Origin of the sequence: Bradyrhizobium sp. AZCC 2289, from assembly GCF_036924615.1 — a bacterium.
Taxonomy (GTDB): Bacteria; Pseudomonadota; Alphaproteobacteria; order Rhizobiales; family Xanthobacteraceae; genus Bradyrhizobium.
The window spans coordinates 8,288,681-8,311,893 of the sequence record NZ_JAZHRY010000001.1 but is presented as its reverse complement, the minus strand read 5'-3'; the positions used below and the strand labels follow the sequence as shown (position 1 = coordinate 8,311,893).

Sequence of the window (23,213 nt, the reverse complement as noted above, 5' to 3'; positions counted from 1 at the left end):
GCGGTTTTCGGTTGATGTGAATCGGAACAGTAAGGGGGTTCCCAGAGGCGCGCAAATCAGATTCGAGTTGCTTTGACAGCAACGGCGAGGTCGCGCGATGGCGAAGGGATACTCGAAAGACCTCAGGGCGCGGGCGGTCGCGCTTGTCGAAGACGGCGAGAGCAGACGGGAAGCGGCGCGGGTGCTCGGTCTCGGCGCCTCGACCGCAATCCGCTGGATCGAGCGCTGGGCGACAACGGGCAGTGTAGCGGCATTGCCCGGCACGGGCCACAGCCGCTCGCCGCTCGAGGCGCATCGCCAATGGCTGCTTGATCTGGTCGCAGCGGAGCCGGACTTGACGCTCGAAGAGATTCGCGCGCGGCTCAAGTCCGAGAAGCGGCTGAAAACCGGTACGACCTCGGTCTGGCGCTTCTACGAACGCCACGACATCACGTTCAAAAAAAACTCTGCACGCCGCCGAACAGGATCGTCCTGATGTCGCTGCAGCGCGTGCCGCGCTGAGGGTCGAGCAATCCAAGCTTGATGCGCCGCGCCTCGTCTTCATCGACGAGACGGCGGTTACGACCAAGATGGTCCGGCATCGCGGCCGCTCACCGCGTGGCGAGCGTCTCGTTGCGAGCGTGCCGCACGGCCACTGGAAGACGCTGACGCTCGTTGCCGCGCTGCGCATCAATGGCCTGACGGCGCCTTATGTCATTGACGGCGCGATGGATGGGCCATCGTTCCTCGCTTATGTTGAGCAGATCCTCGCGCCGACGCTGCGCAAAGGCGATATCGTATTCATGGATAACCTGCGCACCCACAAGATCGACGGCGTTCGCCAGGCGGTCGAAGCGGTCGGCGCCAAGGTGCGCTATTTGCCGGCCTACTCGCCCGACCTCAATCCGATCGAAATGGCATTCTCGAAGCTAAAGACAGCGCTGCGCAAGGGGGCCGCTCGCACCGTGACAACGCTGATGAAGCTGATCGGCAGGCTCATCAAGACATTTGCACCCGAGCAGTGCGCGAACTACTTTCGACATGCCGGATACGCGTAGTGACCCATATCAAGTGGAAAGCGCTCTAGTCGATCGGATGCCCGATCATCGCAGCGAGTTCCTTCACCACGCGTTCCGATATCTGTCCGGTCACCGGGAGCTTGCGGTCGCGCTCGAATTTCGAGATCGCGGCCTGGGTGTCCGAACCGATGGTGCCGGTCGGCCTCAACTGGCCGTAGCCATATTGGGTGAGCGCGCGCTGCACCGCCGCTATGCGGTGTGCGGCGGTGGATTGGGTGATGTCGCCATGGGACGGGATCGGCGCCGGCGGCCGCACGACGTTCAAAGCAGCAATGGGAGCAGCGCTGGTCGGTTTGACCACCGGATTGGCCGCGTTGGAAGCTGCAGCGGGAGCCGAACTGGTCGATTTGACCACCAGATTGGTCATGGGATCCGAGGTCTTGGGATCTGAGGTCTTGGGATCTGAGGTCTTCACCTCGACCGGCTTGACCTCGGCCGCCTTCGGTTCTGCGGGCGCGGGCTCTGCGGGTCTCACCGCAACTTCGACCGGGCGCGGACGCGGCAACGGGCTTGCGACGGCTACCGGGGGCGCGGGCGGCGGCAGCGTGACGACCGATCCGCCGAACATTGGCGACGGATGACGGCCGGCCTGCAGGAACAGCGCATTGGTGATGATGGCCAAGACCGCGGCGACGGCCAGCGCGCCGGCCACCATATCCTTCGGACTGTGCAGCAGGATGCGCATCACAAGGCCGCGCTCCTCCTCGGCTTCGATCGCAACCGCCTTAGCGCCACGCCGGCGGCGGGGCATCAAATCGTCATCGGCAATCTTTCTAGGCACTTTTCTTCACCTGATGGGCTTGGTCTTGTAATCCGGATCGCAGCGCCGGCTTCAGCGTCGCGATATTGCTCGACGGCTCTCGCGCCTGTGGCGTGAACGAAAGCGGCAGCGCAACGGTCACCGTGGTTCCCTCGCCGACCTTGCTCTGCACATTGATCTCGCCATTGTGCAATCCGACCAGGCCTTTCACGATCGACAATCCGAGGCCGGTGCCTTCGTGCTTGCGCTGATAGGTCTTGCCGGCCTGGAAGAAGGGATCGCCGATCCGCTTGAGGTCGTCGGCGGCGATGCCGACCCCGGTGTCGGCGACGCGCAGCATCAGACGCGATCCCTCGACCACGGCCGAGACCGTCACGCTGCCGCCGCGCTCGGTGAACTTGATGGCGTTGGCGACGAGGTTCAGCGCGATTTGCTTGAATGCGCGCGGATCGCCGTTCATGACGGGCAAATCTTCCGGCGCGCGGGTGACGAGATCGACGCCGCTTTCCCGCGCCTTCAGCGCCAGCAGGTTGCAGCAGTTGAGCAGGGCTGCGCGCGGCGCGAACGGTTCCGGCGATATCTCGAAATTACCCGTTTCCATCTTGGACATGTCGAGGATGCCGTTGACCACCGACAGCAGATGCTGGCCGGAATCGTTGATCAGCTGGGCATATTCCTTGCGGCGCGCAGCATCGATCATCAGCACGTCCTCCTGCACGATCATCTCGGAAAATCCGATGATGGCGTTCAGCGGCGTGCGCAGTTCATGGCTCATGGTGGCAAGGAAGCGGGTCTTGGACGCATCCGCCTGCTCGGCGGCGATGCGCGCCAGTTCGAGCGCCTCTTCCTGGACCTTGCGGTCGGTGACGTCGCGCATGACGGCGACAACCTCGGCTTCGCCAGATGCCTGCTCGAGCGGCCGGCACCGCATCTCGACCCAGATGAAATCGGCGGGTTGGTTCTGGCCGCGGACGGCATCGCGCCGCAGCCTGAACTCGACGCTTCGCGCCTCGCCGCCCCGCGCGGCATCCGACAGCGCGGTCAGATAGGCTGGGCGATCGGCGACATGGACGCGGTCGAACAGGCCATGGCCGAGCAGCCGGGCGACCGGCGCCCCAACCATGGTCTCGGCTGCGGGCGAAACGAACTGCACCGCGCCGTTGCGGCTATGGCGCGAAATCATGTCGCTCATATTGCGCGCCAGCAGGCGGTAGCGGTCTTCCTCGACATAGAGCAGCGACACGGTGGTGCGCGCCAGCGATTCGGCGCCGAAGGCAAGACCGGCCGCATAGAAGATCGCCGATACCACGCCAAACCCGGTCAGTGCGCCGCGCAGCGCGGTGCCAAGATCCGGCACCGGCAGCATGTGGTAATGGCCGAGCACGATCAAAAGCGCCGCGCACGACATCGCCAGTGCGAACGAAAACGCTACCACCCGGCGCGAGGCCGAGAGCGCGGCCTCGAGCGGAATGACGATCAGCCAGACCGCGGCAAAGGATTCGATGCCGCCGGTGGCCGCCGCGACCACCATGACGAAACCCGCCAGCGCCAGCGACGACAGCACATGTGCGCCTTCGTAACGGCCGGTACGCGACAGAAACCACGACAATAGAATGGGTGCGATCAGCCAGGCGAATGCGGCGACCTCGAGTGCGGTGGGCGCGCCGCGCATCGCGAGAAATACCGGAAATGCGGCAAGCAGTGCGAGGCTGCCGAGCAACCGCGGCGCCATGAACGCGCGATGACGCGCGCGCGTCAACGCGTCATACCGCGCCGACGGGTGCAGCAGCGCATCGAGACAATCGCGGATGATACTCAAAACACTCACGGTTACTTGCGCTTCGGCTTGTTCGTCGAACAGACGCGCCGGAACGCCCCCTTTATCTTTGCCCCACCGTGTCAGAGCGAACTTAAGCGAACACTAAGGTGCGGCGGCCGGCCGCCAAACACCTGACATTCGCGGGGGTTTGACGCACGATGCGATGCGCATTCGACGCGGATGGTGAACGTCGGGTTTCCAGCGCGTTCACGCTATGGTTTCGAAATGGTGGACGCACAGGGCGAGCGGAGTTCATGCGCCAAGACGATATCAATCGAAAATTTACATCGAATCAAATCAGTCGGATTTTCAGCCAATTTTCGGCGAGTTTACCTCAATGCAAACACTTACGATTTATCGACGGCTGCTAGTCAGGAGCAAACGGCGGCATCAACCGCAATTCAACCAAAAGAAATCATCGGGGTCGCGAGATGTTTTTCCTGCTTCGCATGGCATTCTGGCTCGGGCTGGTGCTCGTGCTGTTGCCCAGGGAAAAGACACCTGAATCGGACAAGATGCCGCAGATCGGCGCGTCCGAGGCCGTGTCGGCTGCGTCCGCAGCCGTGTCCGACATGAGCCAATTTTGCAAGCGCCAGCCGGCGGCCTGCGAAGTCGGCGGCCAGGCCGCAACCGTCATCGGCCAGCGCGCGACCCAGGGCGCCCGCAAGCTGTATCAGATCATCACCGACAAGAAGGCGCCCGATCACACCGGCTCGATCAGCGGTGGCGAGAATATCGACGCTCCGCGCACCGTCGCAGCGCCCCGCGACACGCTGACGCTGGACGATATGATGGTCGAATGGCGCGTGCCGCCGACGCCGTGACCGCAAATTAGGCGCGGAACTGGCTCCATTTTCGTCGCTTTCGGCCGCCTGCGATCCTATATAACTGTTTAGAGCCTGGCTCTGGCGAGCCAGAACCAGGCTCTAGTGTTTGTTTGACGCGTTTTCTTTACGCGGTATCCACTTCGCTCGAAAACGCTATCGGAATTGGACGCAGGCCACGATGACGATCGACGAAATCAGGGATAATTTTGCGCTGCTGGACGAGTGGGACGACCGCTACCGGTACGTCATCGAACTCGGCCGTATGCTGGCGCCGATGCCGGAGGCCGAGCATTCCGCGACCAACAAGGTCAATGGCTGCGCCAGCCAGGTCTGGCTTTCGAAGCAGATCGATCGCAGCGGCAATCGCGAACCGCGATTGAATTATCTCGGCGACAGCGACGCCCACATCGTCCGCGGCCTGATTGCGATCCTGCTGACGCTGTATTCCGGCCATACGCCGCGGCAAATCCTCGCGACCGATGCCATCGCAGTGTTCGACGAATTCGGTTTCCGTGAGCACCTGACGCCGCAGCGCTCCAACGGCCTGCGTTCCATGGTCGAGCGCATTCGCTCCGATGCGCGTGAGGCGCTCGCCGCCGCTTCCTGAAAGCCCGTCATTGCGGGCCAACGGGTCGCGAGAATGCGCGCCCGATGACAGGCTCCGCGAAGCAATCCATAGTGCCGCAAACCATGGATTGCTTCGTCGCTTCGCTCCTCGCAATGACGAGCTACTTCCGCTTCCGCTGCTGCTGGCCGAGCCCCATCTTCTTGGCGAGCTGCGAACGGGCCACCGCATAATTCGGCGCGACCATTGGATAGTCGGCCGGAAGCCCCCATTTGTCGCGGTATTGCTCCGGCGTCATGTTGTACTGCGTGCGCAGATGGCGCTTCAGCGACTTGAAGCGCTTGCCGTCCTCGAGACAGACCAGATATTCCGGCGTCATCGATTTCTTGATGGAAACCGCGGGCTTTGCCGGCTCGAGCGGCGCCTCGACCCGGCCGGTCGATACCCGCATCAGCGCGGCATGAACCTGGCTGATCAGGTTCGGAATTTCCGATGCCTGGGTCGGATTGTTGCTGAGATAGGCCGATACGATACTGGCGGTGAGTTCAACTGGCGTCTTGCCGGCGGCATCGGTCATGGCTCAACCTTCCCTCGGATTGCGGACGGGCCGCGCGATTCTGACAGTATCCGGCCACGTCTATACGCTGCGGAACCTTGCACGACTTGACGAATATGAGCGGATCGCCGGGAATCTGACAAGAACAACGGTGTTTTATTTTCAAAATGGATTTTGCTGCAAGTATTGCCCGCTCAGGGGCGCTGATCGAGGTGCGAGCGCAATTCGTCGATCGAGGCAAAGCGCATCATGCCTTCCGGCATTTGCGCCTCGATCGAACCGTCGGAATAGAGCGAATAGGCCATCCCGTCGACAACGCCTGACTTCAGGACCGTGACCTGCGGCTGATCCTCGTTTCGCCCGGTGGCGGCATTTTCGCTGAATGTCGAGGATGGCGTCGAGGGTGGCCTGGGACTCCACCGCTGCGGCGGGACCTCGCCAGGCGGCCTCGGCCGTTCCGATTTTGGCCAGGCAGTGTCGAAGGATGCGGGCGGCGCTTCGGTTGCTTCGAGCGGCGGAGGTGCGGCCGGTGGATTGGGGCGAAACTCCGGTGACAGGATATCCGGCGGCAACGGTTCGCTGGTTCGGGTCTGGGCGCGCTCGCGCTCTTTCCGCGACGACGAGGAAAACAGCAGGTTGCGCTTTGGCTTGGCGGGCGGTGCGGCCTCGGCCGGCTCGCTCTCTGGCGGCACCTCGTTGCGCGGGCGATCGCGCGAGGCGACTTCTTCATGCCACGGCCGCGGCGCTGCGGGCACGGCCGGTTCGGCGTGGCCGGCTTGCTCGGCTGCGGGCGGCTGGTCGCGACTGAACAGGAAGCCGCCATCGCCCGGCGCTGGCGCGCGCGGGGCCAGCGGCTGTGCCACGACTTCCCCGTGCGGTTCGGCCGAGATTCCCGCGCCAAGCCGCCGCGCGACGTTTTTCAGCTCCCGCACGGCCATCCAAAGGCCGAGCATGATCACGCCGGTGCAAACCCCGATCACGCCCGTGAGAATCAGCGTATTGCCGAAACTGAACTCCTTGACCGGGATACCGAAGCCGATCGCCAGCAGGCCCGCCAAAACGAAGCCAAACCCGGCGACCAACATGACAACCATCATCGAACTCACCCCCTGCAGCCGCGCTCGAAACACTCGCAAGCCGCCAACGCCACGATACCGTCATATTGTGTGCATCGCCAACCTGCAATTACGGAGCCGGTTCCCCAAAATCGGCCCTCGGCTGGAAGATTCCGGTCAACACTTTGCGGCTCGCCGGTCCGCCCGGCCCCGCCCGTATTTTTACCGTCTACCAATTGATATGCCATATGTTGCGTTGCATCAGGAAAATTACGCCACAATTGCCAATTACTTGGAAAGGGAACTGCGCTATATGGATGCCGGGGAATGAGGCCCAAAAGCGCCAACGCTGGGCCAAAGGGACGCCGGGTTACCAATAGCCATGTCATCCATCACGACTTCGGCCATCGAAACGCCGGCGAGGCGCTCGGTGGAGCGGACTTGCGAAGAGCTCGCCATCATTGTGCTGGGCGCGGTCGCTTTGGTCGCTGGTCTTACCTTCCGCGATTACGGACTGGGGTGGGACGATTATACCCACGCCGAATATGCCGACCTCCTGCTGCGCATGTACGGTTCCGGGTTCAGGGATACCGGCGCGCTGTCGTTCGCCAACCTCTATATGTATGGCGGCGGCTTCGACATGGCCGCCGCATTGCTGCACAAGGTCATCCCGTTAGAGCTATTTGAAACGCGCCGCCTGCTCGGCGCCGTCGTCGGCGTCATCGGCCTTGCCGTGACATGGCGGCTCGGACGGCGCGTCGGCGGCCCGCTCGCCGGCCTCGCCACGTTGCTGTTGCTGGCGCTGTGCCCGACCTTCTACGGCCACATGTTCATGAACCCGAAGGACGCGCCTTTCGCGGTGGCGATGGTGATCCTGATCCTTGGCCTGGTCCGGTTGGCGGAGGAGTATCCTCAGCCGTCGCCGCGAACCATCCTGATCGTCGGATTTGGCGCCGGCCTTTCGATCGGCTGCCGGGTGCTCGGCGGGCTGGCCCTGGTCTACGCGGTGGCCGGTTTCGTGCCGCTGCTGCTCGAGGAATACCGCACGCAGGGAGCGCGCGAAGCGGCACATCGCTTTGCCCATGTGATTTACGTGCTGCTGCCGGGTCTCGCGTTCGGCTATCTCGTCATGGGCCTGATCTGGCCATGGTCGATCATGGAGCCGGGACACCCGTTCGAAGCGCTGACCTATTTCTCGCATTTCTTCGAAAAGCCCTGGAAGGAAATGTTCGACGGCGCGCTGGTGTCGGTCCCGGACATGCCGTGGTCCTATCTGCCGACGCTGTTCGCGCTGCAGCTTCCCGAAGTGCTGCTCGCGCTGTTGGTTGCCGGCGTCGTCGGCACGTTGATGTCGCTGTCGCGGCCTGACGTGCCGGGCCGCCGCAAGACGGTCCTGCTGATGCTGACGCTGGCGGCGACGCTGCCGCTCGTGATTGCGATGGTGAAGCGGCCGGCGCTCTACAACGGCATCCGCCATTTCATTTTCGTGATCCCGCCGATGACGGTGCTCGCGGGCCTCGCCTTCGCCCGCGGCATGGACCGGCTGCGGGAGAACCGCCGCAGCTGGCAGCCGGTGGCGTTGGCGGTGTTCGCGTTCGGCTTGCTGCTGCCGCTCGGCGAAATGATCCGCCTGCATCCCTATCAATACACGCACTTCAACCATATCGCCGGCACCGTGCGCGCCGCCGATGATCTGTTCATGCTGGATTACTGGGGTCTGGCGCTGAAGCAGGCTTCCGACGGCCTGCGCGAGGAACTGACCGAGCGGCAGGAAGCGCCGCCCCACGGTCGCAAGTGGAAGGTCGCGGTCTGCGGTCCGCAGCGGCCGGCGCAGGTCGCGCTTGGTCCGGATTTCACCATCGGCTGGGACAGCCATTCCGCCGATTTCGCCATGACGCTCGGCGAGTTCTACTGCAAAGGCCTGACCGCGCCGGTGCTGGTGGAGATCAAGCGCGACGACGTGGTGTTTGCCCGCGTCTACGACATCCGCGGCCGCAGCATCTCCAGCCTGCTCTCGATACCGGCGCCGTAAGGCGGCACTCACTCACCGTCCGAAAGCATATCTGCCACCCCGGGCCCGCGCCTTGCTGCGGACCGGGCGCAGGGCTAGACTCGCGGTCAAATCAGCCATTCACACGGAGATACCTCATGTCGCCCGCCGAAGCTCGCCGGAAGGAAGTGTCGTCGGACATGACGGATGCGGAGTGGAACCAGCGCGTCAATCTCGCAGCCTGCTATCGCCTGGTCGCGCTGTACGGCTGGGACGATCTGGTCGACACCCACATCTCGGCGCGCGTGCCGGGACCGGACCATCACTTCCTGATCAACCCCTACGGGCTGATGTTCGACGAAATCACCGCTTCGAGCCTGGTCAAGGTCGATCTCGACGGCAACCAGCTTACCAAGAGCGACTACAGCATCAACCCGGCCGGCTTCACGATCCATTCGGCGATCCATGAAGTCCGCGAGGACGCCGGCTGCGTGCTGCATCTCCACACCCCCGACGGCACCGCGGTCTCAAGCTGCATGGAGGGCCTGCTGCCGCTGAACCAGACCGCGCAGCTCGTCACCTTCGATCTCGCCTATCACGATTATGAAGGCATCGCGCTCGATCATGACGAGCGCCCTCGCCTGCAAAGGGATCTCGGCAACAAGAACCACATGCTGTTGCGCAATCACGGCACGATGACGGTCGGCCGCTCGGTCGCCTCCGCCTTCGAGCGCATGTATCATCTGGAACGCGCCTGCACCATGCAGGTCCGCACCCGCATGCTGGGGCCTTCCGCCTATCCGGTCGACGAAGCCGTCGTCGACAAGAACACCAATCTGCTCTCGAACCGCGACCGCGCGGAATTGCGCTCGACGACGCTGGTCTGGCCGCCGCTGCTGCGCAAGCTCGACCGCATCGACCCCAGCTACAAGAATTGAAATTTTACCGTTTCCGTGTAAGATCGCGTCCAACGACCTCTGCATGACCGAATCAAAACGCCGCCCAATTCCGGGCGGCGTTTCTATTTTCGGAGACATGGTGATGGGTTTCGCTTCGCTCTACCCATCTTACAGGCTGAGCGCGTTCGTGGACGCGGCGAAATATCGTCGTAGGATGGGTAGAGCGAAGCGAAACCCATCAAACTGTCTATGATCGCTCGCCAAAATCCCCGCCGAGCTCCGCCACATCGCCCGCCCAATCCTCGGGATAGACTCCGAGCTTCACCATGCGATGAAACGACGAATACGGCCAATCTCTAACGCGGGTCACAAGCCTATGTTTGACCGGATTAACATGGACGTAGTCTACGTGACGCGCGAAATCGTTTTCATCGCGAATCGTGTGCTCCCAGTAGCGCCGTTGCCAGATACCGCGCTCATTTTTGGCCGCACGACTCTCTGAAATCGGTTCGGTGGGTGCGAGCTTGCGGGAAAACGCCGATTTGATCTGCCTCCAGCGCGTTGCGAAATCAGCGTCGCCCTCGGGCAGCGTCCAGACCGTGTGTAGATGATCGGGCAGCACAACCACGGCATCGGTCGTGAACGGATGATGCCGCTGCACCTCCCGAAATGCAGCGCGCAGTTCATCGACGTGTTCGGTCAGCAGCCGTAGCCGTCGATCCGCCAGATTCACGATAAAGAAGAAACTGCCGCCGGGGATGAAGTTGCGACGGTAGCCGGTCATGGCCACATGCTCGCGCGGTAAGGTGATGGGTTTCGCTGCGCTCTACCCATCCTACGACGCTATTTCGCCGCGTCCGCGAACGCCCCCAGGATCCGCGCCCAGGAGCGGATGCCCTTGTGGAAGCTCTTCAGGTCGTACTTCTCGTTCGGCGAATGGATGTTGTCGTCGTCGAGACCGAAGCCGACCAACACGGTATCGAGGCCGAGCGTGCGCTTGAAATCCGCCACGATCGGGATCGAGGCGCCGGAACCGATCAGGAGCGCTTCCTTGCCCCATTCGTCGGTCAGCGCGCGCTTGGCAGCCGCCAGCGGCTTCATGTTCCAGTCGAGCGCAATCGCCGGTGCGTTGGAGTGATCGGTGAACTCGGCCTTGCAATCGCCCGGCAAACGCGACGTCACATAGTCGCGAAAAGCCTTGCGGATCTTTTCGGGGATCTGGCCCTCGACCAGCCGGAATGAAACCTTCGCCGACGCTTCGGCGGGGATCACCGTTTTCGAACCCTCGCCGGTATAGCCGCCGATGATGCCGTTGATGTCGCAGGTCGGACGCGAGGAGACCTGCTCGATCAGCAGGCGGTCCTTTTCGCCGGCGGGAAGCGAGAGGCCGATCGGCTTCAGGAACGATTCGGGCGTGAGGTTGAGGTTTTTCCATTGCGCCAGGATTTCCGGCGGCAAATCCTTCACGCCATCGTAGAAGCCGGGAATGGTAATGTGGCCGCTCTCGTCATGGAGGCTGCCTAGAATGCGGGTCAGCACCCTGATCGGATTTTGCGCGCCGCCGCCGAAGATTCCGGAATGCAGGTCGCGATTGGCGGCCTTGATCTTGACCTCGTCATAGACGAGCCCGCGCAGCTGCGTGGTGATCGCCGGGGTGTTCGGATCCCACATGCCGGTGTCGCAGACCAGCGCGAAGTCGGCCTTGAGGTCCGCCTTGTTCGCTTCGAGAAATGGAACAAAGTTCTTCGAACCGATTTCTTCCTCGCCTTCGATGACGATGGTGACGTCCACCGGCAGCGACCCCGTCACCGACTTCCAGGCGCGGCAGGCCTCGACAAAGGTCATCAACTGGCCCTTGTCGTCCTCGGCGCCGCGCGCGACGATGATCTTTCGTCCGTCGGCGTGATCGGTAACGATGGGCTCGAACGGTGGACGATGCCAGAGATTGAGCGGATCGACCGGCTGCACATCATAATGGCCATAGAACAGCACATGCGGCCGGCCGTCGGCGCTGCCATTGGCCTTGGCGACAATGGCAGGATGACCGGCGGTCGGCCTGACCTCGGTCGCAAATCCAAGCGACGCAATGTCTTTGGCGAGATGATCGGCGGCCGACTTGCAATCGCCGGCAAAGGCCGGATCGGCCGAGATCGACTTGATCCGCAGCAGCGCAAACAGCCGCTCGAGGCTGTTGTCGAAATCGGCGTCGATACGGTCGAGGACCGGCTGAAGCTTTGGGTTGGACATCACGATATTCCCTGACTGTGGGCGTTATGATCTGCGCCACGTTGTAGCCCGCTTGCGGCCGGAGGCAAGGCATCTGCGACGAGCGGATGCAGCATATGCCAGACCAGCCCTGCCACCAGCACGACGGTTGCGGCGAGGTTATTCCCGAAAGCCTGCAAATCGATCGGGAACACCGGAAGCGACAGCATCATCAGACCGCCTGCAACGGCCAGCAAGGCCCAGGTGCCGGCCCTGACGGCCGGACGCGGGTCGTAGGCGGCGCGATGCATCAGCACGGTCATCGGAAAGAACAGCCACATAAAATAATATTGTCGGGCCAGCGGCGAGGCGACCGTCATCAGACAAAACAGGATGCCGATCTCTTCGGCGTCGGACCGTTCGGTCCGGCGCGAAGCCTTCGGCATCACCGCGAGATAGCCGAGCCCGATCAGAAGCGAGACCGCCACGACGATCAGGTTCGCGGTCTTGAAATCGAGATTGGCGACATTCATGTAGCGCGCGGGCTTGATTTGGGTCGGATCGTCCTGGCCGTAATTGACCGGGCGCGTCAGCCGGTGCGTCATCGCGATGATGGACTGATTGACCCACGACCAGTTCTGCTCGTCGCGCTGCCCGAAGCCCTTCTCGGAACTCGACCCGATCATGCCCTGGTACCAGGTCTTCAACTCCCTGACATTGTGCTGGTAACCGCGGAACGGCGCCGGAAGCACGAACAGAAACAGCCCTAGGAAAACCACCATGCTGGCGGCTGCGGCCCACTGTTTGCGCCAGATGAGATAGGGCAACACCGCCACTGGAAAAACCTTGATCGCGGTCGCCAGCGCAAACATGCTGCCCGCCATCCATGGCCGCATCCGCCGCAGCAGCCAGAACCCATACAGCATCATCGCGAGCAGCATCAGGTTCGGCTGGCCGAGATCGAACATGTCGAACACGAAGGTCACGGTGACGATGCCCGGCAACGCTTCCAGCCAAACCCCGGGCTTGCGGTCCGATCCGGTCATCGCGCGCGAGAATTGCGCCGTCATCCACCAGGCGACGACGTTGAGCAACGAGAGGCACAGATACAGCGGTATCTTGCCGAAGAAGCTCGGCACCGCGAGCAGGACCGCGGGCAGCGGCGGATAGATGAATTCGAAATAGGCGCCGGGATCGCTGGGGTAGAGATCCCTGCCCTGCAGCACCTGCTGCCCGGCCCAGAACCAGAGCGGATAGTCCTTGGTCTTGCCGTGCCCCCAAATCTCGGGGGCGATGACATCGGCCGTCAGCGCGATACAACAGATCAAGAACAGGATATCGAGCGGCGCTCGCAGCGATGGGTATCTCAGCACAAGCTCGTCCCGGACATCAGGAAGCTATCCATTCTTTGGTTCAGCGGCGATACCATGGATTGCTTCGCGGAGTTTATCATCGGGCGCGCATTGGCGCGACCCGTTGGCTCGCAATGACGTTGTTGGAGCAAGGAACTCTCCTCACCCGTCATTGCGAGGAGCGGAGCGACGAAGCAATCCATTCTTTCTTTCGCGGAAGGTAGCACGGCCGCGCGACACTAGCGCCGCAGCAATCCGCCGAGCGCGCCGCGCACCAGCGCGCGCCCAACCGAACCGCCGATCGAGCCGCCCATCGATTTGCCGAGATCGGCGACGGCGCCGCCGACCACCTTGTTGGTGACCGAGCGCGTGACGCTTCGCGCGATGATCTGCCCGGTCGACATCCGGCCGCGCGATACGTTGGTACCGAAGATGGTGCCGACGATCGAGCCGATCTGTCCAAGGATTCCGCCGCCACTGTCGCCATCCGACCCATCCGCCGGCGCCGCCGTCCCGGCGACGCGCTTCTGCAGGATCTCATAAGCGGATTCGGCATCGATCGCCGTGTCGTATTTACCCTTCACCGGACTGTTGTCCATGATCACCTTGCGCTCTTCCGGCGTGATCGGTCCGATCCGCGCCGATGGCGGCCGCACCATGACGCGCTCGACCATCGCCGGCGTGCCGCCCCCTTCAAGGAACGACACCAGGGCTTCGCCCTTGCCGAGTTCCATGATGACCCGGGCGGTATCGAGCTTCGGGTTGGGCCGGAAAGTTTGCGCCGCCGCGGTCACCGCCTTCTGATCGCGCGGCGTGAAGGCGCGCAGCGCGTGCTGCACGCGGTTGCCCAATTGAGCGAGCACCTTGTCCGGCACGTCGATCGGATTTTGCGTGACGAAATAAACGCCGACGCCCTTGGAACGGATCAACCGCACCACCTGTTCGATCTTGTCCATCAAAGCCTTCGGCGCATCGTTGAACAACAGATGCGCCTCGTCGAAGAAGAACACCATTTTCGGTTTGGGCAGGTCGCCGGCCTCCGGCAGTTCCTCGAACAGTTCCGACAGCATCCACAACAGGAAGGTCGCATAGAGCCGCGGGCTCTGCATCAGCTTGTCCGCGACGAGGATATTGACCATGCCCCGGCCGTCACGGTCGGTTTTCATGAAATCCTTCAGCGACAGTGCCGGCTCGCCGAAAAATTTCGTCCCGCCCTGGTTTTCCAGCACCAGAAGCTGGCGTTGAATGGTTCCAACCGTCGCCCTGGTGACATTGCCGTAGCCTTGCGCGGCCTGTCGGATCGGCGCCAGCGGATCTTCGTCGGCGTCCGCACCCTTCTTGGTCGTGTCGGGGACGATCGCGTCCAACAGCGCGCGAATATCTTTCATATCGATCAGCGCCAGGCCGTTCTCGTCCGCGACACGGAACGCGACATTGAGGACACCTTCCTGCACGTCGTTCAGATCGAGCATCCGCGACAGCAGCAACGGCCCCATTTCCGTGACGGTGGCGCGGACCGGATGGCCTTGTTCGCCAAACACGTCCCAAAATACCGTCGAGAACTGGTCCGGCTGGAAGGTCAGGCCCATCTCGCCTGCCCGCTTGACGATAAAATCCTTGGCCTCGCCGACTTCGGAGATCCCGGACAAGTCTCCCTTGATATCGGCCGCAAAAACGGAAACGCCGGCACGCGCAAACCCTTCCGCCATCACCTGCAGCGACACGGTCTTGCCGGTTCCGGTCGCGCCGGTGACGAGGCCGTGCCGATTTGCAAGCGCGAGCGTCAGCCAGACTGTCTCGTCACCCTTGCCGATAAAAATCTTCTCGTCGGTATCGGCGGTTTTGTTATCGGGGGTGGCCATCGCATCGCCTCTTCGCGCGTATCGGGGAGGTTCGGTCAGCAAGCAACCCGATCATAGCGCATCCTGCCCGTCGATTGAAACCGTCAGCGGACATGGACCTATCGCGCCGCCGCGAAGACCATGCTCATGATACTTTTCTCCGATCCCCGGTAGGCAAATGGAGGACGCGCTGCGGCAACTTGACCTGAATCAATTGCATTGCTGCAACACTCGCCGCGCGATCTCAGTCGAAAATCGCCTTGGCGTGCGGTCATCGCTTGTATTTCAGGTCGCAGGCGATCAAGATAAATTCACAAGCAAATGACCCGGTAATCAACCGGCTGAGGGCGGGGCAATATGGACGAATTGATTGGAAGGCTGGCCTCGAAGGCTGGCATCGATAGCATTGTCGCTGAAAAAACCATCGGCATCGTTCTGGGATTCCTCCGTCACGAGGGGCCTTCGGACAAGGTCCAGGCTCTGATCGACCAAATTCCAGGTGCGGAAGCTGCGATCGCGGCCTCGAGCAGCAATGGCGGGCTCTCCAGGTTGATGGGCGGCGGCTTGATGGCGCTCGGTACCAAGCTGATGGCGCTTGGTCTGGGCATGGGCGAGATTCAGAGCGTCGCGCGTGAACTTTTCCGGTTCGGCCGCGACAAAATCGGAGCGGATAAAATGGGCGAAATTATTTCGGGGACGCCGGGCCTGAGCCAGTTCGCTTAGCAGCACCGTTCGGCCTGCGCAATTTTCTTTGCATATCGAGTATCATGACATATCCCCTTTCCGAGATTGATGGCTTGACCGCCTATTCCGCTTCGAAACTGAAATCGCTTGGCATTCGCACCACCGAAGCGTTGCTTGAAGCCGCGAGTACAGTCAAAGGGCGCAAGGCGCTGGCCGCGAAGACCGGCATCAGCGAACAGCAACTGCTCGAATGGGCCAATTTCTCCGACTACATGCGGATTCCCGGGATGGGCAAGGCAAAGGTCGGACTGGTGCGCGCCGCCGGCGTCCCCACGGTCCGTGAACTGGCGCTCCGTAATCCCGCGCGCCTTGCCCAGAACATGAAAGACGTGAACACCAAGCGCAAGCTCCTCCGCGTCATGCCGTCGGAGAAGTCGGTCGGGCAGTTGATCGCGCTGGCGCGCAAGCTGCAGCCGAAAATCAGCTACTAAACCGGGTTACAAAGCCGACCCTGCCGGCGTGCCGGGCCGGCTCTCCTGCCTTGACTCGCTTGCGCGGACCGCGCAAAGCCACCGCATGATCGCAACCATGCCCAGACCCGCCATGGCGGCCGGCCCGGCCGGTCATCTCCTGCTGCCGGCGCTGTTGTCCAGGCCCTATCCGGCCGTGATGGGCGTCTTGAATGTCACGCCGGATTCATTCTCGGACGGCGGACAGTTCGCGACCCCCGAACACGCGCTGGCGCAGGCCCGCCGGATGGTTGCCGAGGGCGCCGACATCATTGACATCGGCGCGGAATCCACCCGGCCCTACGGTTCGGAACCGATATCCGCGGATGAAGAACTGAAACGGTTGCAGCCGGTGCTGGCCGACGTCGTTTCGCTCGGCGTTCCCGTATCGATCGACAGCATGAAATCCGCCGTGGTCGCATGGGCGCTCGACAATGGCGCTGCCATCGCCAACGACGTCTGGGGCCTGCAGCGCGACGGCGGCATGGCCGCGCTGGTGGCCGCGCGCCATGCACCAATCATCATCATGCACAACCGCGACAGCGCCGATCCCGCCATCGACATCATGCAGGATATCGCGGCCTTCTTCGTGCGCTCACTCGACATCGCAACCGAAGCGGGTATTTCGTCCGACCATATCGTGCTCGATCCCGGGATCGGCTTCGGCAAGACGCCGGAACAGAGCATGACTGCGCTGGCGCGCCTGAATGAACTCAGCATTTTCGGCCTGCCGCTGCTGGTCGGCGCCTCGCGCAAGCGCTTTATCAGCACGGTGACGCCGTCCGAGCCGCAGCAACGACTCGGCGGCTCGATCGCGGCGCATCTTATAGCCGCCCAACGCGGCGCGCGGATCATCCGAACGCATGATGTGGCGGAAACCGTGCAGGCATTGCGGGTAGCGGCAGCGATCAGGGAACGGGAATGAGCGATACCATCTTCATCACCGGCGTCGTCATCCATGCCCGCCATGGCGTAATGGAACACGAGACCGAGGTCGGGCAGCGCTTCGTGATCGACCTCGAACTCTCGGTCGATTTGTCGGAATCCTCGCATACCGACCGCCTCGCCGACACCGTGTCCTATTCCAACGTGGTCGCGACCGCGACGGCGGCGTTCAAGAATACCAATTACAAGCTGCTGGAGCGCGCAGCCGGCGCCGTCGCGGACGCCATTTTGTCGAGCTTCCCGCGTATCAGCGCGGTCGAGGTCACCGTCCACAAGCCGCATGCGCCGATCGCTGCGATCTTTGACGACGTCGGCGTGGTGCTGATGCGCACACGGCAACCCTCCCATGGCTGACGTGCTGATCGCGCTCGGCGGCAATGTCGGCGACGTCCGCGCAACATTCCAGAAGGCGATCTCCAATATTTGCGGCATGACGCAGGCCGCGTTGCTGGCACGGTCGTCGGATTACGCCACCCCGCCCTGGGGCGACGAGCAGCAGGCCGACTTCATCAATGCCTGCATCGAAATCGAAACCAGCCTGGATCCCCATGCCTTGCTGTTCACGCTGCACAAGATCGAAAAGAAATTCGGCCGCGACCGCGCCCAGGAAACGCGCTGGGGCCCGCGCACCCTCGACCTCGATCTGATCGCCTATGACGATGTCAAAATCGACAAACCCGAGTTGACGCTGCCGCACCCCCGGCTGTTCGAGCGCGCGTTCGTGCTGGTACCGCTCGCCGAGATTGTCCCGGACCGTCTCATCGCGGGACGAAGTGTGAGCGCGGCGCTGGCACAAGTTTCGACCGAAGGTATTTTGCGGCTACCCGAACTGGGCTAGCCAAAAAGGACCGAAAACAACCGTTTGGCTTGGCGACCGCCCCGTGGCAATTTCCGGCCAAATAGAAGAAGCGACCAAGGAACGATTGGCCGGATGACCACCACCAAGGACGAACTGCGATTGGCCGCGGACTTTGCCCCGGCGACTTACGACGACTGGCGCAAGCTGGTCGACGGAGTGCTGAAGGGCGCCCCATTCGAAAAGCTGATCGGCAAGACAGCGGATGGATTGAAGATCGATCCGATCTATCCGCGCGCGAAAGGTGCGACGCCGGTCGCCGCGCGGCATGCGGCCGCCCCATGGCAAATCATGCAGCGGATCGATCATCCCGATGCCAAACAGGCCAATGCGCAGGCGCGGCACGATCTCGAGAATGGCGCCACCGGGCTCACGCTGGTCTTCGCCGGCGCCAATGGCGCCTATGGTTTTGGACTGGAGCCCACGGCTGAGGCGATCGAGCAAGTGCTCGACGGCATTTACCTCGATGCCGGAATCGCCATCGAACTGCAGATTGGTCCGCAGTCGCGGATGGCCGCCATTCACGTCGCCGAATATGTGAAACGCAAAGGCCTGAGCCCGGCGGCCTGCGCTATCCGCTTCGGTCTCGATCCGCTCGGCGCCTGCGCGGTGTGGGGGTCCAGTCCCTATAGCTGGCCCGAGATCGTGCCGGCGGCAACGGGCGCGATCAAAGGCCTCGCCGCGATGGGCTTCAAGGGTCCGTTCGCGGCGGCCGATGGACGGGTGATCCATGACGCCGGGGGCTCGGACGTGCAGGAGCTGGCGTTCGTGCTGGCTTCCGGCGTTGCCTATCTGCGCGCGATCGAACAGGCCGGTGTTACGCTGGAAGATGCGCAAGGCATGGTCTATGCCCGGCTCAGCGCCGATGCCGACCAGTTCCTGACACTGGCGAAATTCCGTGCGCTGCGGCTGCTGTGGGCGCGGATCGAACAAGCCTGCGGCCTCACGCCAAAGCCGCTTTACGTCGCTGCCGATACCGCTTGGCGCATGCTGACCCAGCGCGACCCTTACGTGAATATGCTGCGCGCGACCATGGCGACCTTCTCGGCGGGGCTCGGCGGCGCCAACGCCATCACCTTGCTGCCGCACACGCTGGCGCTGGGACTGCCCGATCCGTTCGCCCGGCGCGCCGCGCGCAACACGCAGCTGGTGCTGCTGGAAGAATCCAACCTCGCCAAGGTGTCCGATCCCGCGGCCGGATCCGGCGGCATCGAGACGCTGACGAAGCAGCTTTGCGAAGCCGCATGGGCGCTGTTTCAGGAAATCGAAAAGGCCGGCGGCCTGTTCGCTTCCCTCGCGCAAAACCTGATCCAGCGCAAGGTCGCTGCGACCCGGGCCGTGCGCGAGGCCAATATCGCCAAGCGCCGGGACGTGCTGACCGGCGCCAGCGAATTTCCAAACCTGCACGAGGCCGAGGTCGCGGTGCTGGACGCAAAACCGGTAACGCTCGCGCCTTATGGCGAGGCCAGGTTCAAATTCGATGCGCTGCCGCCGATGCGGCTGGCGGCGCCGTTCGAGGCGCTGCGCGATAAGTCGGATACCCGACTCAAGAGCACCGGCGCGCGGCCAAGAATCTTTCTCGCCAATCTCGGCACGCCCACCAACTTCACGGCGCGTGCTGCGTTCGCAAAAAGCTTCTTCGAGACCGGCGGCATCGAGGCGCTCGACACTCCGGGGTTTACCGAGCCAGCAGCGCTTGCCGCCGCCTTCAAGGCCTCCGGCGCGGCGGCGGCGTGCCTGTGCTCGTCGGACAGGGTTTATGCGGCACATGCGGAAGCCGCCGCCAAGGCCCTTCAAGCCGCTGACGCAAAGCATATCTATCTGGCAGGCCGTCCCGGCGGGCAGGAAGCAGGCTTGCGGGCCGCCGGCGTCGGCGATTTCATCTTTGCCGGCGGCGACGCGCTGGCGACACTGCAGGAAGCCTGGCGGCGGATGGAGTGAGCATGTCCGAGGAGACCAAGACCGTCCTGACCGGCGGCTGCCAATGCGGCGCCGTCCGCTTTGCGCTCTCGGGGCTGCCGGCCAAGATCAGCATCTGTCATTGCCGGATGTGCCAAAAGGCCTCCGGTGCGCCGTTCGCCTCCTTCGCCGACATCGAGCATGCCGATTTCGCCTGGACCCGCGGCAAGCCGGCGGCGTTTCAGTCCTCCTCCATCGCCGTGCGTGACTTTTGCAGGGATTGTGGCACGCCGCTCAGCTTCCGCCGCATCGACGGCCCGCGGATCGAGATCATGACCGGTACGTTCGACCGGCCGGATCAGATCATACCAACCAGGCAGTATGGAACCGAATCCCGGCTCGGCTGGGTGGTTGGCATCGCCAATTTGCCGAGCCAGACCACGCTGCAGAATTACGGGCCGGAAAAGGCAAATGGCATCATCAGCCACCAGCATCCGGACCATGAGTGATGATGGCGCGCCCCAAATCTCACATGTGCTATAATGGTAACCCATGAGCCGCATACCGAACTTTGCTGATGTCTCTTTCGAGCCGGTCGCTCCGGCGTCGCCCGCCAGCAGCGCCGAGCCCTGGCTCACGCCCGAGGGCATCCCGGTAAAGCCCGGCTACAGCGAAGCCGATCTCGAAGGCATCGACTTTCTCGAGACCTGGCCGGGCATCGCGCCGTATCTGCGCGGCCCCTACCCGACCATGTATGTCAATCAGCCCTGGACCATTCGGCAATATGCCGGGTTCTCGACGGCGGAAGATTCCAACGCATTCTATCGCCGCAACCTCGCCGCCGGCCAAAAGGGCCTGTCGGTTGCGTTCGATCTCGCCACCCACCGCGGCTACGATTCCGATCATCCGCGCGTCACCGGCGACGTCGGCATGGCTGGCGTCGCAATCGACTCGATCTACGACATGCGTACGCTGTTTTCGGGCATCCCGCTCGACCAGATGAGCGTGTCGATGACCATGAACGGCGCGGTGCTGCCGATCCTGGCGCTGTTCGTCGCCGCCGCCGAAGAACAGGGCGTGCCGCCGGAAAAACTTTCAGGAACGATCCAGAACGACATCCTGAAAGAGTTCATGGTGCGCAACACCTATATCTATCCGCCGGCGCCCTCGATGCGGATCATCTCCGACATCTTTGCCTACACCTCGCAAAAGATGCCGAAATACAATTCGATCTCGATCTCCGGCTATCACATGCAGGAAGCCGGCGCGACGCAGGACCTCGAACTCGCTTACACGCTGGCCGATGGCGTCGAATATCTGCGCGCCGGCCTTGCCGCGGGCCTCGACGTCGACCGCTTCGCGCCGCGGCTGTCGTTCTTCTGGGCGATCGGCATGAATTTTTTCATGGAAGTCGCCAAGATGCGCGCCGCGCGGCTGCTGTGGGCGAAACTTCTAAAGCCGTTCAATCCGAAGGACCCGCGCTCGCTGTCGCTGCGCACGCATTGCCAGACCTCCGGCTGGTCGCTGACCGCGCAGGACGTCTTCAACAACGTGATGCGCACCACCATCGAAGCGATGGCGGCGACGCAAGGCCATACCCAGTCGCTGCACACCAACGCGCTCGACGAAGCGCTGGCGCTGCCGACCGATTTCTCCGCACGCATCGCCCGCAACACGCAATTGTTCCTGCAGCAGGAAACCGGCACCAACCGCATCATCGATCCCTGGGGCGGCTCCTATTATGTGGAGCGGCTGACCCGCGATCTCGCCGCCAAGGCCTGGGGCCACATCCAGGAAGTCGAGGCGCTCGGCGGCATGGCGAAAGCGATCGAGGCCGGCGTGCCAAAGCTGCGGATCGAGGAAGCCTCCGCCAAAACGCAAGCCCGGATCGACGCCGGCCGGCAGGCGGTGATCGGCGTCAACAAATACAAGCCAGTCAATGAAGCCGCCATCGACGTGCTGAAGGTGGAAAATTCCACGGTGCGCCGCCTGCAGATCGACAAGCTGTCGCGGCTGAAGCAGGAACGCAACCAGAAGGACGTCGATGACGCGCTGGCGGCGCTGACCCGCAGCGCCGGCGAAGGCAACGGCAATTTGCTGGCGCTGGCGATCGACGCCGCCCGCGCGAAGGCTACCGTCGGCGAAATTTCGGACGCGATGGAGAAGGTGTTCGGCCGGCACCGCGCCGAAATCAAGTCCATCACCGGCGTCTACAAGCGGGAGGCGTCCACCATGTCCAACCGGGTCGAAAAGGTGCAGGCGCTGATCGATGCGTTCGAGGATGCCGAGGGCCGCCGCCCGCGTATCCTGGTCGCCAAGATCGGCCAGGACGGCCACGACCGCGGCCAGAAGGTGATCGCCTCCGCCTTTGCCGATGTCGGCTTCGACGTCGATATCGGGCCGCTGTTTGCGACCGCCGACGAAGCTGCGCGGCAGGCGGTCGAGAACGACGTCCATATCCTCGGCGTGTCGTCGCTGGCGGCGGCGCATCTCACGGCTGTACCCGAACTGAAGGCCGCGCTGAAGAAGCAGGGCCGCGAGGACATCATGATCATCATCGGCGGCGTGGTGCCGCCGCAGGATTATGAGGCGCTCTACAAGGCCGGCGCCGAGGCGATCTTCCCGCCGGGCACCGTGATCGCGGACGCCGCCGAAGAGCTGATCCACAAGCTCAACGCCCGGCTCGGCCATAGCGAGGCGGCGGAGTAGCTGATAGACTGATGGGATCGTAAAATCCGGTCAGGCCCATGACGCGCGACGAGATCATTGCAGCGATTAGGAAAAACGCTGACGCCATCAAGGCGGAGGGTGTGACCAAACTTGCCATTTTTGGCTCTCGCGTACGGGGCGACAATCGCCCTGACAGCGACATTGACGTGCTTATCGAAATCGAACCAGACGCGTCATTCTCGCTTCTCAACCTGATCGACGTTGAGCACATTATCGAGGATGCAACGGGATTGCAGGCGCAGGCTACCATGCGGCGATCCCTTCCGCCCCGCATCGCGCAGCGAATCGCGGACGACATCGTCGAAGTGTTTTGACGTGCAACCAACCCTCGCGGACCGGATCGGCCATATCGCTGAAGCGATCGGTAACCTTCGACGTATGTTGGCCGGACATACGCGCGAAAGCTTTGCCAACGATCTGGTGATCCGATTGGCAGTGGAACGATTATTTGAAGTCATCAGCGAAGCGTCGCGATTCATTCCGTCGGCCCTGAAAGAAAAACAGCCTAACATCAACTGGAGAGGGTTGGCCGATCTCGGAAACTGGCTGCGCCATGCCTATCATCGGACCGATGCCGATTTGTTATGGGCAATGGTCGAAAGCGATCTCGAACCTCTCAAGAACTTTGTCGAACGCCTTTCCAAGGAATCGAAACTTTGACCT

Annotated in this window: 24 protein-coding genes; 16 read left to right on the top strand and 8 right to left on the bottom strand. The window is 62.7% G+C overall.

Annotated features, from left to right (window positions below; genetic code table 11):
• Window positions 1–97: 97 nt before the first annotated feature.
• A protein-coding gene (locus V1289_RS39065) for an IS630 family transposase (RefSeq protein WP_334397836.1) occupies window positions 98–1,037 on the top strand; the annotation gives its coding sequence in 2 pieces (ribosomal slippage) (window positions 98–436 and window positions 438–1,037; 939 coding nt in all).
• A 25-nt stretch (window positions 1,038–1,062) separates the two neighbouring features.
• On the opposite strand, the gene V1289_RS39060 is transcribed toward V1289_RS39065, so the two are convergent.
• Entirely contained in the window at window positions 1,063–1,839 is a 777-nt protein-coding gene (locus V1289_RS39060; RefSeq protein ID WP_334404331.1) for a peptidoglycan-binding domain-containing protein, read from the bottom strand.
• Entirely contained in the window at window positions 1,832–3,646 is a 1,815-nt protein-coding gene (locus V1289_RS39055; RefSeq protein WP_334404329.1) for a PAS domain-containing sensor histidine kinase, read from the bottom strand. Before V1289_RS39055 ends, V1289_RS39060 begins: the two co-directional genes overlap by 8 nt.
• Before the next feature lie 422 nt (window positions 3,647–4,068).
• On the opposite strand from V1289_RS39055, the gene V1289_RS39050 reads away from it, so the two are divergent.
• Both V1289_RS39050 and V1289_RS39045 read left to right on the top strand, forming a co-directional pair.
• Entirely contained in the window at window positions 4,069–4,461 is a 393-nt protein-coding gene (locus V1289_RS39050; protein ID WP_334404327.1) for a DUF5330 domain-containing protein, read from the top strand.
• A gap of 181 nt (window positions 4,462–4,642) precedes the next feature.
• Window positions 4,643–5,071, top strand: a complete 429-nt coding sequence (locus V1289_RS39045; RefSeq protein ID WP_334404325.1) for a SufE family protein — start codon at window positions 4,643–4,645, stop codon at window positions 5,069–5,071.
• Window positions 5,072–5,192: 121 nt separating this feature from the next.
• Here the strand turns inward: V1289_RS39045 and V1289_RS39040 are convergent, their stop codons facing one another.
• Entirely contained in the window at window positions 5,193–5,606 is a 414-nt protein-coding gene (locus V1289_RS39040; RefSeq protein ID WP_309183808.1) for a MucR family transcriptional regulator, read from the bottom strand.
• A gap of 173 nt (window positions 5,607–5,779) precedes the next feature.
• Window positions 5,780–6,682 carry a DUF308 domain-containing protein gene (locus V1289_RS39035; RefSeq protein ID WP_334404322.1) on the bottom strand — a complete coding sequence of 301 codons (903 nt, stop codon included), beginning with the start codon at window positions 6,680–6,682 and terminating at the stop codon, window positions 5,780–5,782.
• On the opposite strand from V1289_RS39035, the gene V1289_RS39030 reads away from it, so the two are divergent.
• The 3 genes from V1289_RS39030 to V1289_RS39020 all read left to right on the top strand — a co-directional run bounded on the left by V1289_RS39030 (window position 6,669) and on the right by V1289_RS39020 (window position 9,568).
• Window positions 6,669–6,971 carry a hypothetical protein gene (locus V1289_RS39030; RefSeq protein WP_334404320.1) on the top strand — a complete coding sequence of 101 codons (303 nt, stop codon included), beginning with the start codon at window positions 6,669–6,671 and terminating at the stop codon, window positions 6,969–6,971. The genes V1289_RS39035 and V1289_RS39030 overlap by 14 nt on opposite strands.
• Before the next feature lie 51 nt (window positions 6,972–7,022).
• The gene (locus V1289_RS39025) at window positions 7,023–8,672 is read left to right on the top strand and encodes a glycosyltransferase family 39 protein (protein WP_334404318.1); all 1,650 of its coding nucleotides are present in this window, start codon (window positions 7,023–7,025) and stop codon (window positions 8,670–8,672) included.
• Window positions 8,673–8,788: 116 nt separating this feature from the next.
• Window positions 8,789–9,568 carry a class II aldolase/adducin family protein gene (locus V1289_RS39020; protein ID WP_334404316.1) on the top strand — a complete coding sequence of 260 codons (780 nt, stop codon included), beginning with the start codon at window positions 8,789–8,791 and terminating at the stop codon, window positions 9,566–9,568.
• Between the two features lie 208 nt (window positions 9,569–9,776).
• On the opposite strand, the gene V1289_RS39015 is transcribed toward V1289_RS39020, so the two are convergent.
• The 4 genes from V1289_RS39015 to V1289_RS39000 all read right to left on the bottom strand — a co-directional run bounded on the left by V1289_RS39015 (window position 9,777) and on the right by V1289_RS39000 (window position 14,948).
• Window positions 9,777–10,313, bottom strand: coding sequence for an REP-associated tyrosine transposase (locus V1289_RS39015; RefSeq protein WP_334404314.1), 537 nt, complete (start codon window positions 10,311–10,313; stop codon window positions 9,777–9,779).
• A 59-nt stretch (window positions 10,314–10,372) separates the two neighbouring features.
• Window positions 10,373–11,776, bottom strand: coding sequence for a M20/M25/M40 family metallo-hydrolase (locus V1289_RS39010; protein WP_334404312.1), 1,404 nt, complete (start codon window positions 11,774–11,776; stop codon window positions 10,373–10,375).
• On the bottom strand, window positions 11,776–13,107 hold the full coding sequence (locus V1289_RS39005; RefSeq protein WP_334404310.1) for a glycosyltransferase family 87 protein: 1,332 nt from the start codon (window positions 13,105–13,107) through the stop codon (window positions 11,776–11,778). Before V1289_RS39005 ends, V1289_RS39010 begins: the two co-directional genes overlap by 1 nt.
• A gap of 218 nt (window positions 13,108–13,325) precedes the next feature.
• Entirely contained in the window at window positions 13,326–14,948 is a 1,623-nt protein-coding gene (locus tag V1289_RS39000) for a helicase HerA-like domain-containing protein (protein WP_334404308.1), read from the bottom strand.
• 336 nt (window positions 14,949–15,284) lie between these two features.
• On the opposite strand from V1289_RS39000, the gene V1289_RS38995 reads away from it, so the two are divergent.
• From V1289_RS38995 to V1289_RS38950, 10 genes are all read left to right on the top strand, one after another.
• A complete protein-coding gene (locus tag V1289_RS38995) occupies window positions 15,285–15,650 on the top strand; it encodes a DUF2267 domain-containing protein (protein WP_334404307.1) in 366 nt (121 codons plus the stop codon).
• A gap of 44 nt (window positions 15,651–15,694) precedes the next feature.
• The gene (locus tag V1289_RS38990) at window positions 15,695–16,102 is read left to right on the top strand and encodes a DUF4332 domain-containing protein (RefSeq protein WP_334404306.1); all 408 of its coding nucleotides are present in this window, start codon (window positions 15,695–15,697) and stop codon (window positions 16,100–16,102) included.
• 85 nt (window positions 16,103–16,187) lie between these two features.
• Entirely contained in the window at window positions 16,188–17,045 is an 858-nt protein-coding gene (gene folP / locus V1289_RS38985) for a dihydropteroate synthase (RefSeq protein WP_442896121.1), read from the top strand.
• Window positions 17,042–17,419, top strand: coding sequence for a dihydroneopterin aldolase (gene folB / locus V1289_RS38980; protein ID WP_074280861.1), 378 nt, complete (start codon window positions 17,042–17,044; stop codon window positions 17,417–17,419). The genes folP and folB overlap by 4 nt, the downstream gene beginning before the upstream one ends.
• Window positions 17,412–17,903, top strand: a complete 492-nt coding sequence (gene folK / locus V1289_RS38975; RefSeq protein ID WP_334404301.1) for a 2-amino-4-hydroxy-6-hydroxymethyldihydropteridine diphosphokinase — start codon at window positions 17,412–17,414, stop codon at window positions 17,901–17,903. The genes folB and folK overlap by 8 nt, the downstream gene beginning before the upstream one ends.
• 93 nt (window positions 17,904–17,996) lie before the next feature.
• Window positions 17,997–19,862 carry a methylmalonyl-CoA mutase subunit beta gene (locus V1289_RS38970; protein ID WP_334404299.1) on the top strand — a complete coding sequence of 622 codons (1,866 nt, stop codon included), beginning with the start codon at window positions 17,997–17,999 and terminating at the stop codon, window positions 19,860–19,862.
• Window positions 19,863–19,864: 2 nt separating this feature from the next.
• A complete protein-coding gene (locus V1289_RS38965; RefSeq protein WP_334404297.1) occupies window positions 19,865–20,329 on the top strand; it encodes a GFA family protein in 465 nt (154 codons plus the stop codon).
• 43 nt (window positions 20,330–20,372) lie between these two features.
• Window positions 20,373–22,529: a methylmalonyl-CoA mutase gene (gene scpA / locus V1289_RS38960; RefSeq protein ID WP_334404294.1), complete on the top strand. Its 2,157-nt coding sequence runs from the start codon at window positions 20,373–20,375 to the stop codon at window positions 22,527–22,529.
• Between the two features lie 38 nt (window positions 22,530–22,567).
• On the top strand, window positions 22,568–22,864 hold the full coding sequence (locus tag V1289_RS38955; protein WP_334404292.1) for a nucleotidyltransferase family protein: 297 nt from the start codon (window positions 22,568–22,570) through the stop codon (window positions 22,862–22,864).
• Window position 22,865: 1 nt separating this feature from the next.
• Window positions 22,866–23,210: a HepT-like ribonuclease domain-containing protein gene (locus V1289_RS38950; RefSeq protein WP_334404290.1), complete on the top strand. Its 345-nt coding sequence runs from the start codon at window positions 22,866–22,868 to the stop codon at window positions 23,208–23,210.
• Window positions 23,211–23,213 lie beyond the last annotated feature (3 nt).

Excerpts from the sequence above, each read along its gene's own strand:
- V1289_RS39050 (WP_334404327.1), top strand. The coding sequence starts at position 4,069 with ATGTTTTTCCTGCTTCGCATGGCATTCTGGCTCGGGCTGGTGCTCGTG.
- V1289_RS39045 (WP_334404325.1), top strand. The coding sequence starts at position 4,643 with ATGACGATCGACGAAATCAGGGATAATTTTGCGCTGCTGGACGAGTGG.
- V1289_RS39040 (WP_309183808.1), bottom strand. The coding sequence starts at position 5,606 with ATGACCGATGCCGCCGGCAAGACGCCAGTTGAACTCACCGCCAGTATC.
- V1289_RS39030 (WP_334404320.1), top strand. The coding sequence starts at position 6,669 with ATGACAACCATCATCGAACTCACCCCCTGCAGCCGCGCTCGAAACACT.
- V1289_RS39035 (WP_334404322.1), bottom strand. The coding sequence starts at position 6,682 with ATGATGGTTGTCATGTTGGTCGCCGGGTTTGGCTTCGTTTTGGCGGGC.
- V1289_RS39025 (WP_334404318.1), top strand. The coding sequence starts at position 7,023 with ATGTCATCCATCACGACTTCGGCCATCGAAACGCCGGCGAGGCGCTCG.
- V1289_RS39020 (WP_334404316.1), top strand. The coding sequence starts at position 8,789 with ATGTCGCCCGCCGAAGCTCGCCGGAAGGAAGTGTCGTCGGACATGACG.
- V1289_RS39015 (WP_334404314.1), bottom strand. The coding sequence starts at position 10,313 with ATGACCGGCTACCGTCGCAACTTCATCCCCGGCGGCAGTTTCTTCTTT.
- V1289_RS39010 (WP_334404312.1), bottom strand. The coding sequence starts at position 11,776 with ATGTCCAACCCAAAGCTTCAGCCGGTCCTCGACCGTATCGACGCCGAT.
- V1289_RS39000 (WP_334404308.1), bottom strand. The coding sequence starts at position 14,948 with ATGGCCACCCCCGATAACAAAACCGCCGATACCGACGAGAAGATTTTT.
- V1289_RS38995 (WP_334404307.1), top strand. The coding sequence starts at position 15,285 with ATGGACGAATTGATTGGAAGGCTGGCCTCGAAGGCTGGCATCGATAGC.
- V1289_RS38990 (WP_334404306.1), top strand. The coding sequence starts at position 15,695 with ATGACATATCCCCTTTCCGAGATTGATGGCTTGACCGCCTATTCCGCT.
- folP (WP_442896121.1), top strand. The coding sequence starts at position 16,188 with ATGATCGCAACCATGCCCAGACCCGCCATGGCGGCCGGCCCGGCCGGT.
- folB (WP_074280861.1), top strand. The coding sequence starts at position 17,042 with ATGAGCGATACCATCTTCATCACCGGCGTCGTCATCCATGCCCGCCAT.
- folK (WP_334404301.1), top strand. The coding sequence starts at position 17,412 with ATGGCTGACGTGCTGATCGCGCTCGGCGGCAATGTCGGCGACGTCCGC.
- V1289_RS38970 (WP_334404299.1), top strand. The coding sequence starts at position 17,997 with ATGACCACCACCAAGGACGAACTGCGATTGGCCGCGGACTTTGCCCCG.
- V1289_RS38965 (WP_334404297.1), top strand. The coding sequence starts at position 19,865 with ATGTCCGAGGAGACCAAGACCGTCCTGACCGGCGGCTGCCAATGCGGC.
- scpA (WP_334404294.1), top strand. The coding sequence starts at position 20,373 with ATGAGCCGCATACCGAACTTTGCTGATGTCTCTTTCGAGCCGGTCGCT.
- V1289_RS38955 (WP_334404292.1), top strand. The coding sequence starts at position 22,568 with ATGACGCGCGACGAGATCATTGCAGCGATTAGGAAAAACGCTGACGCC.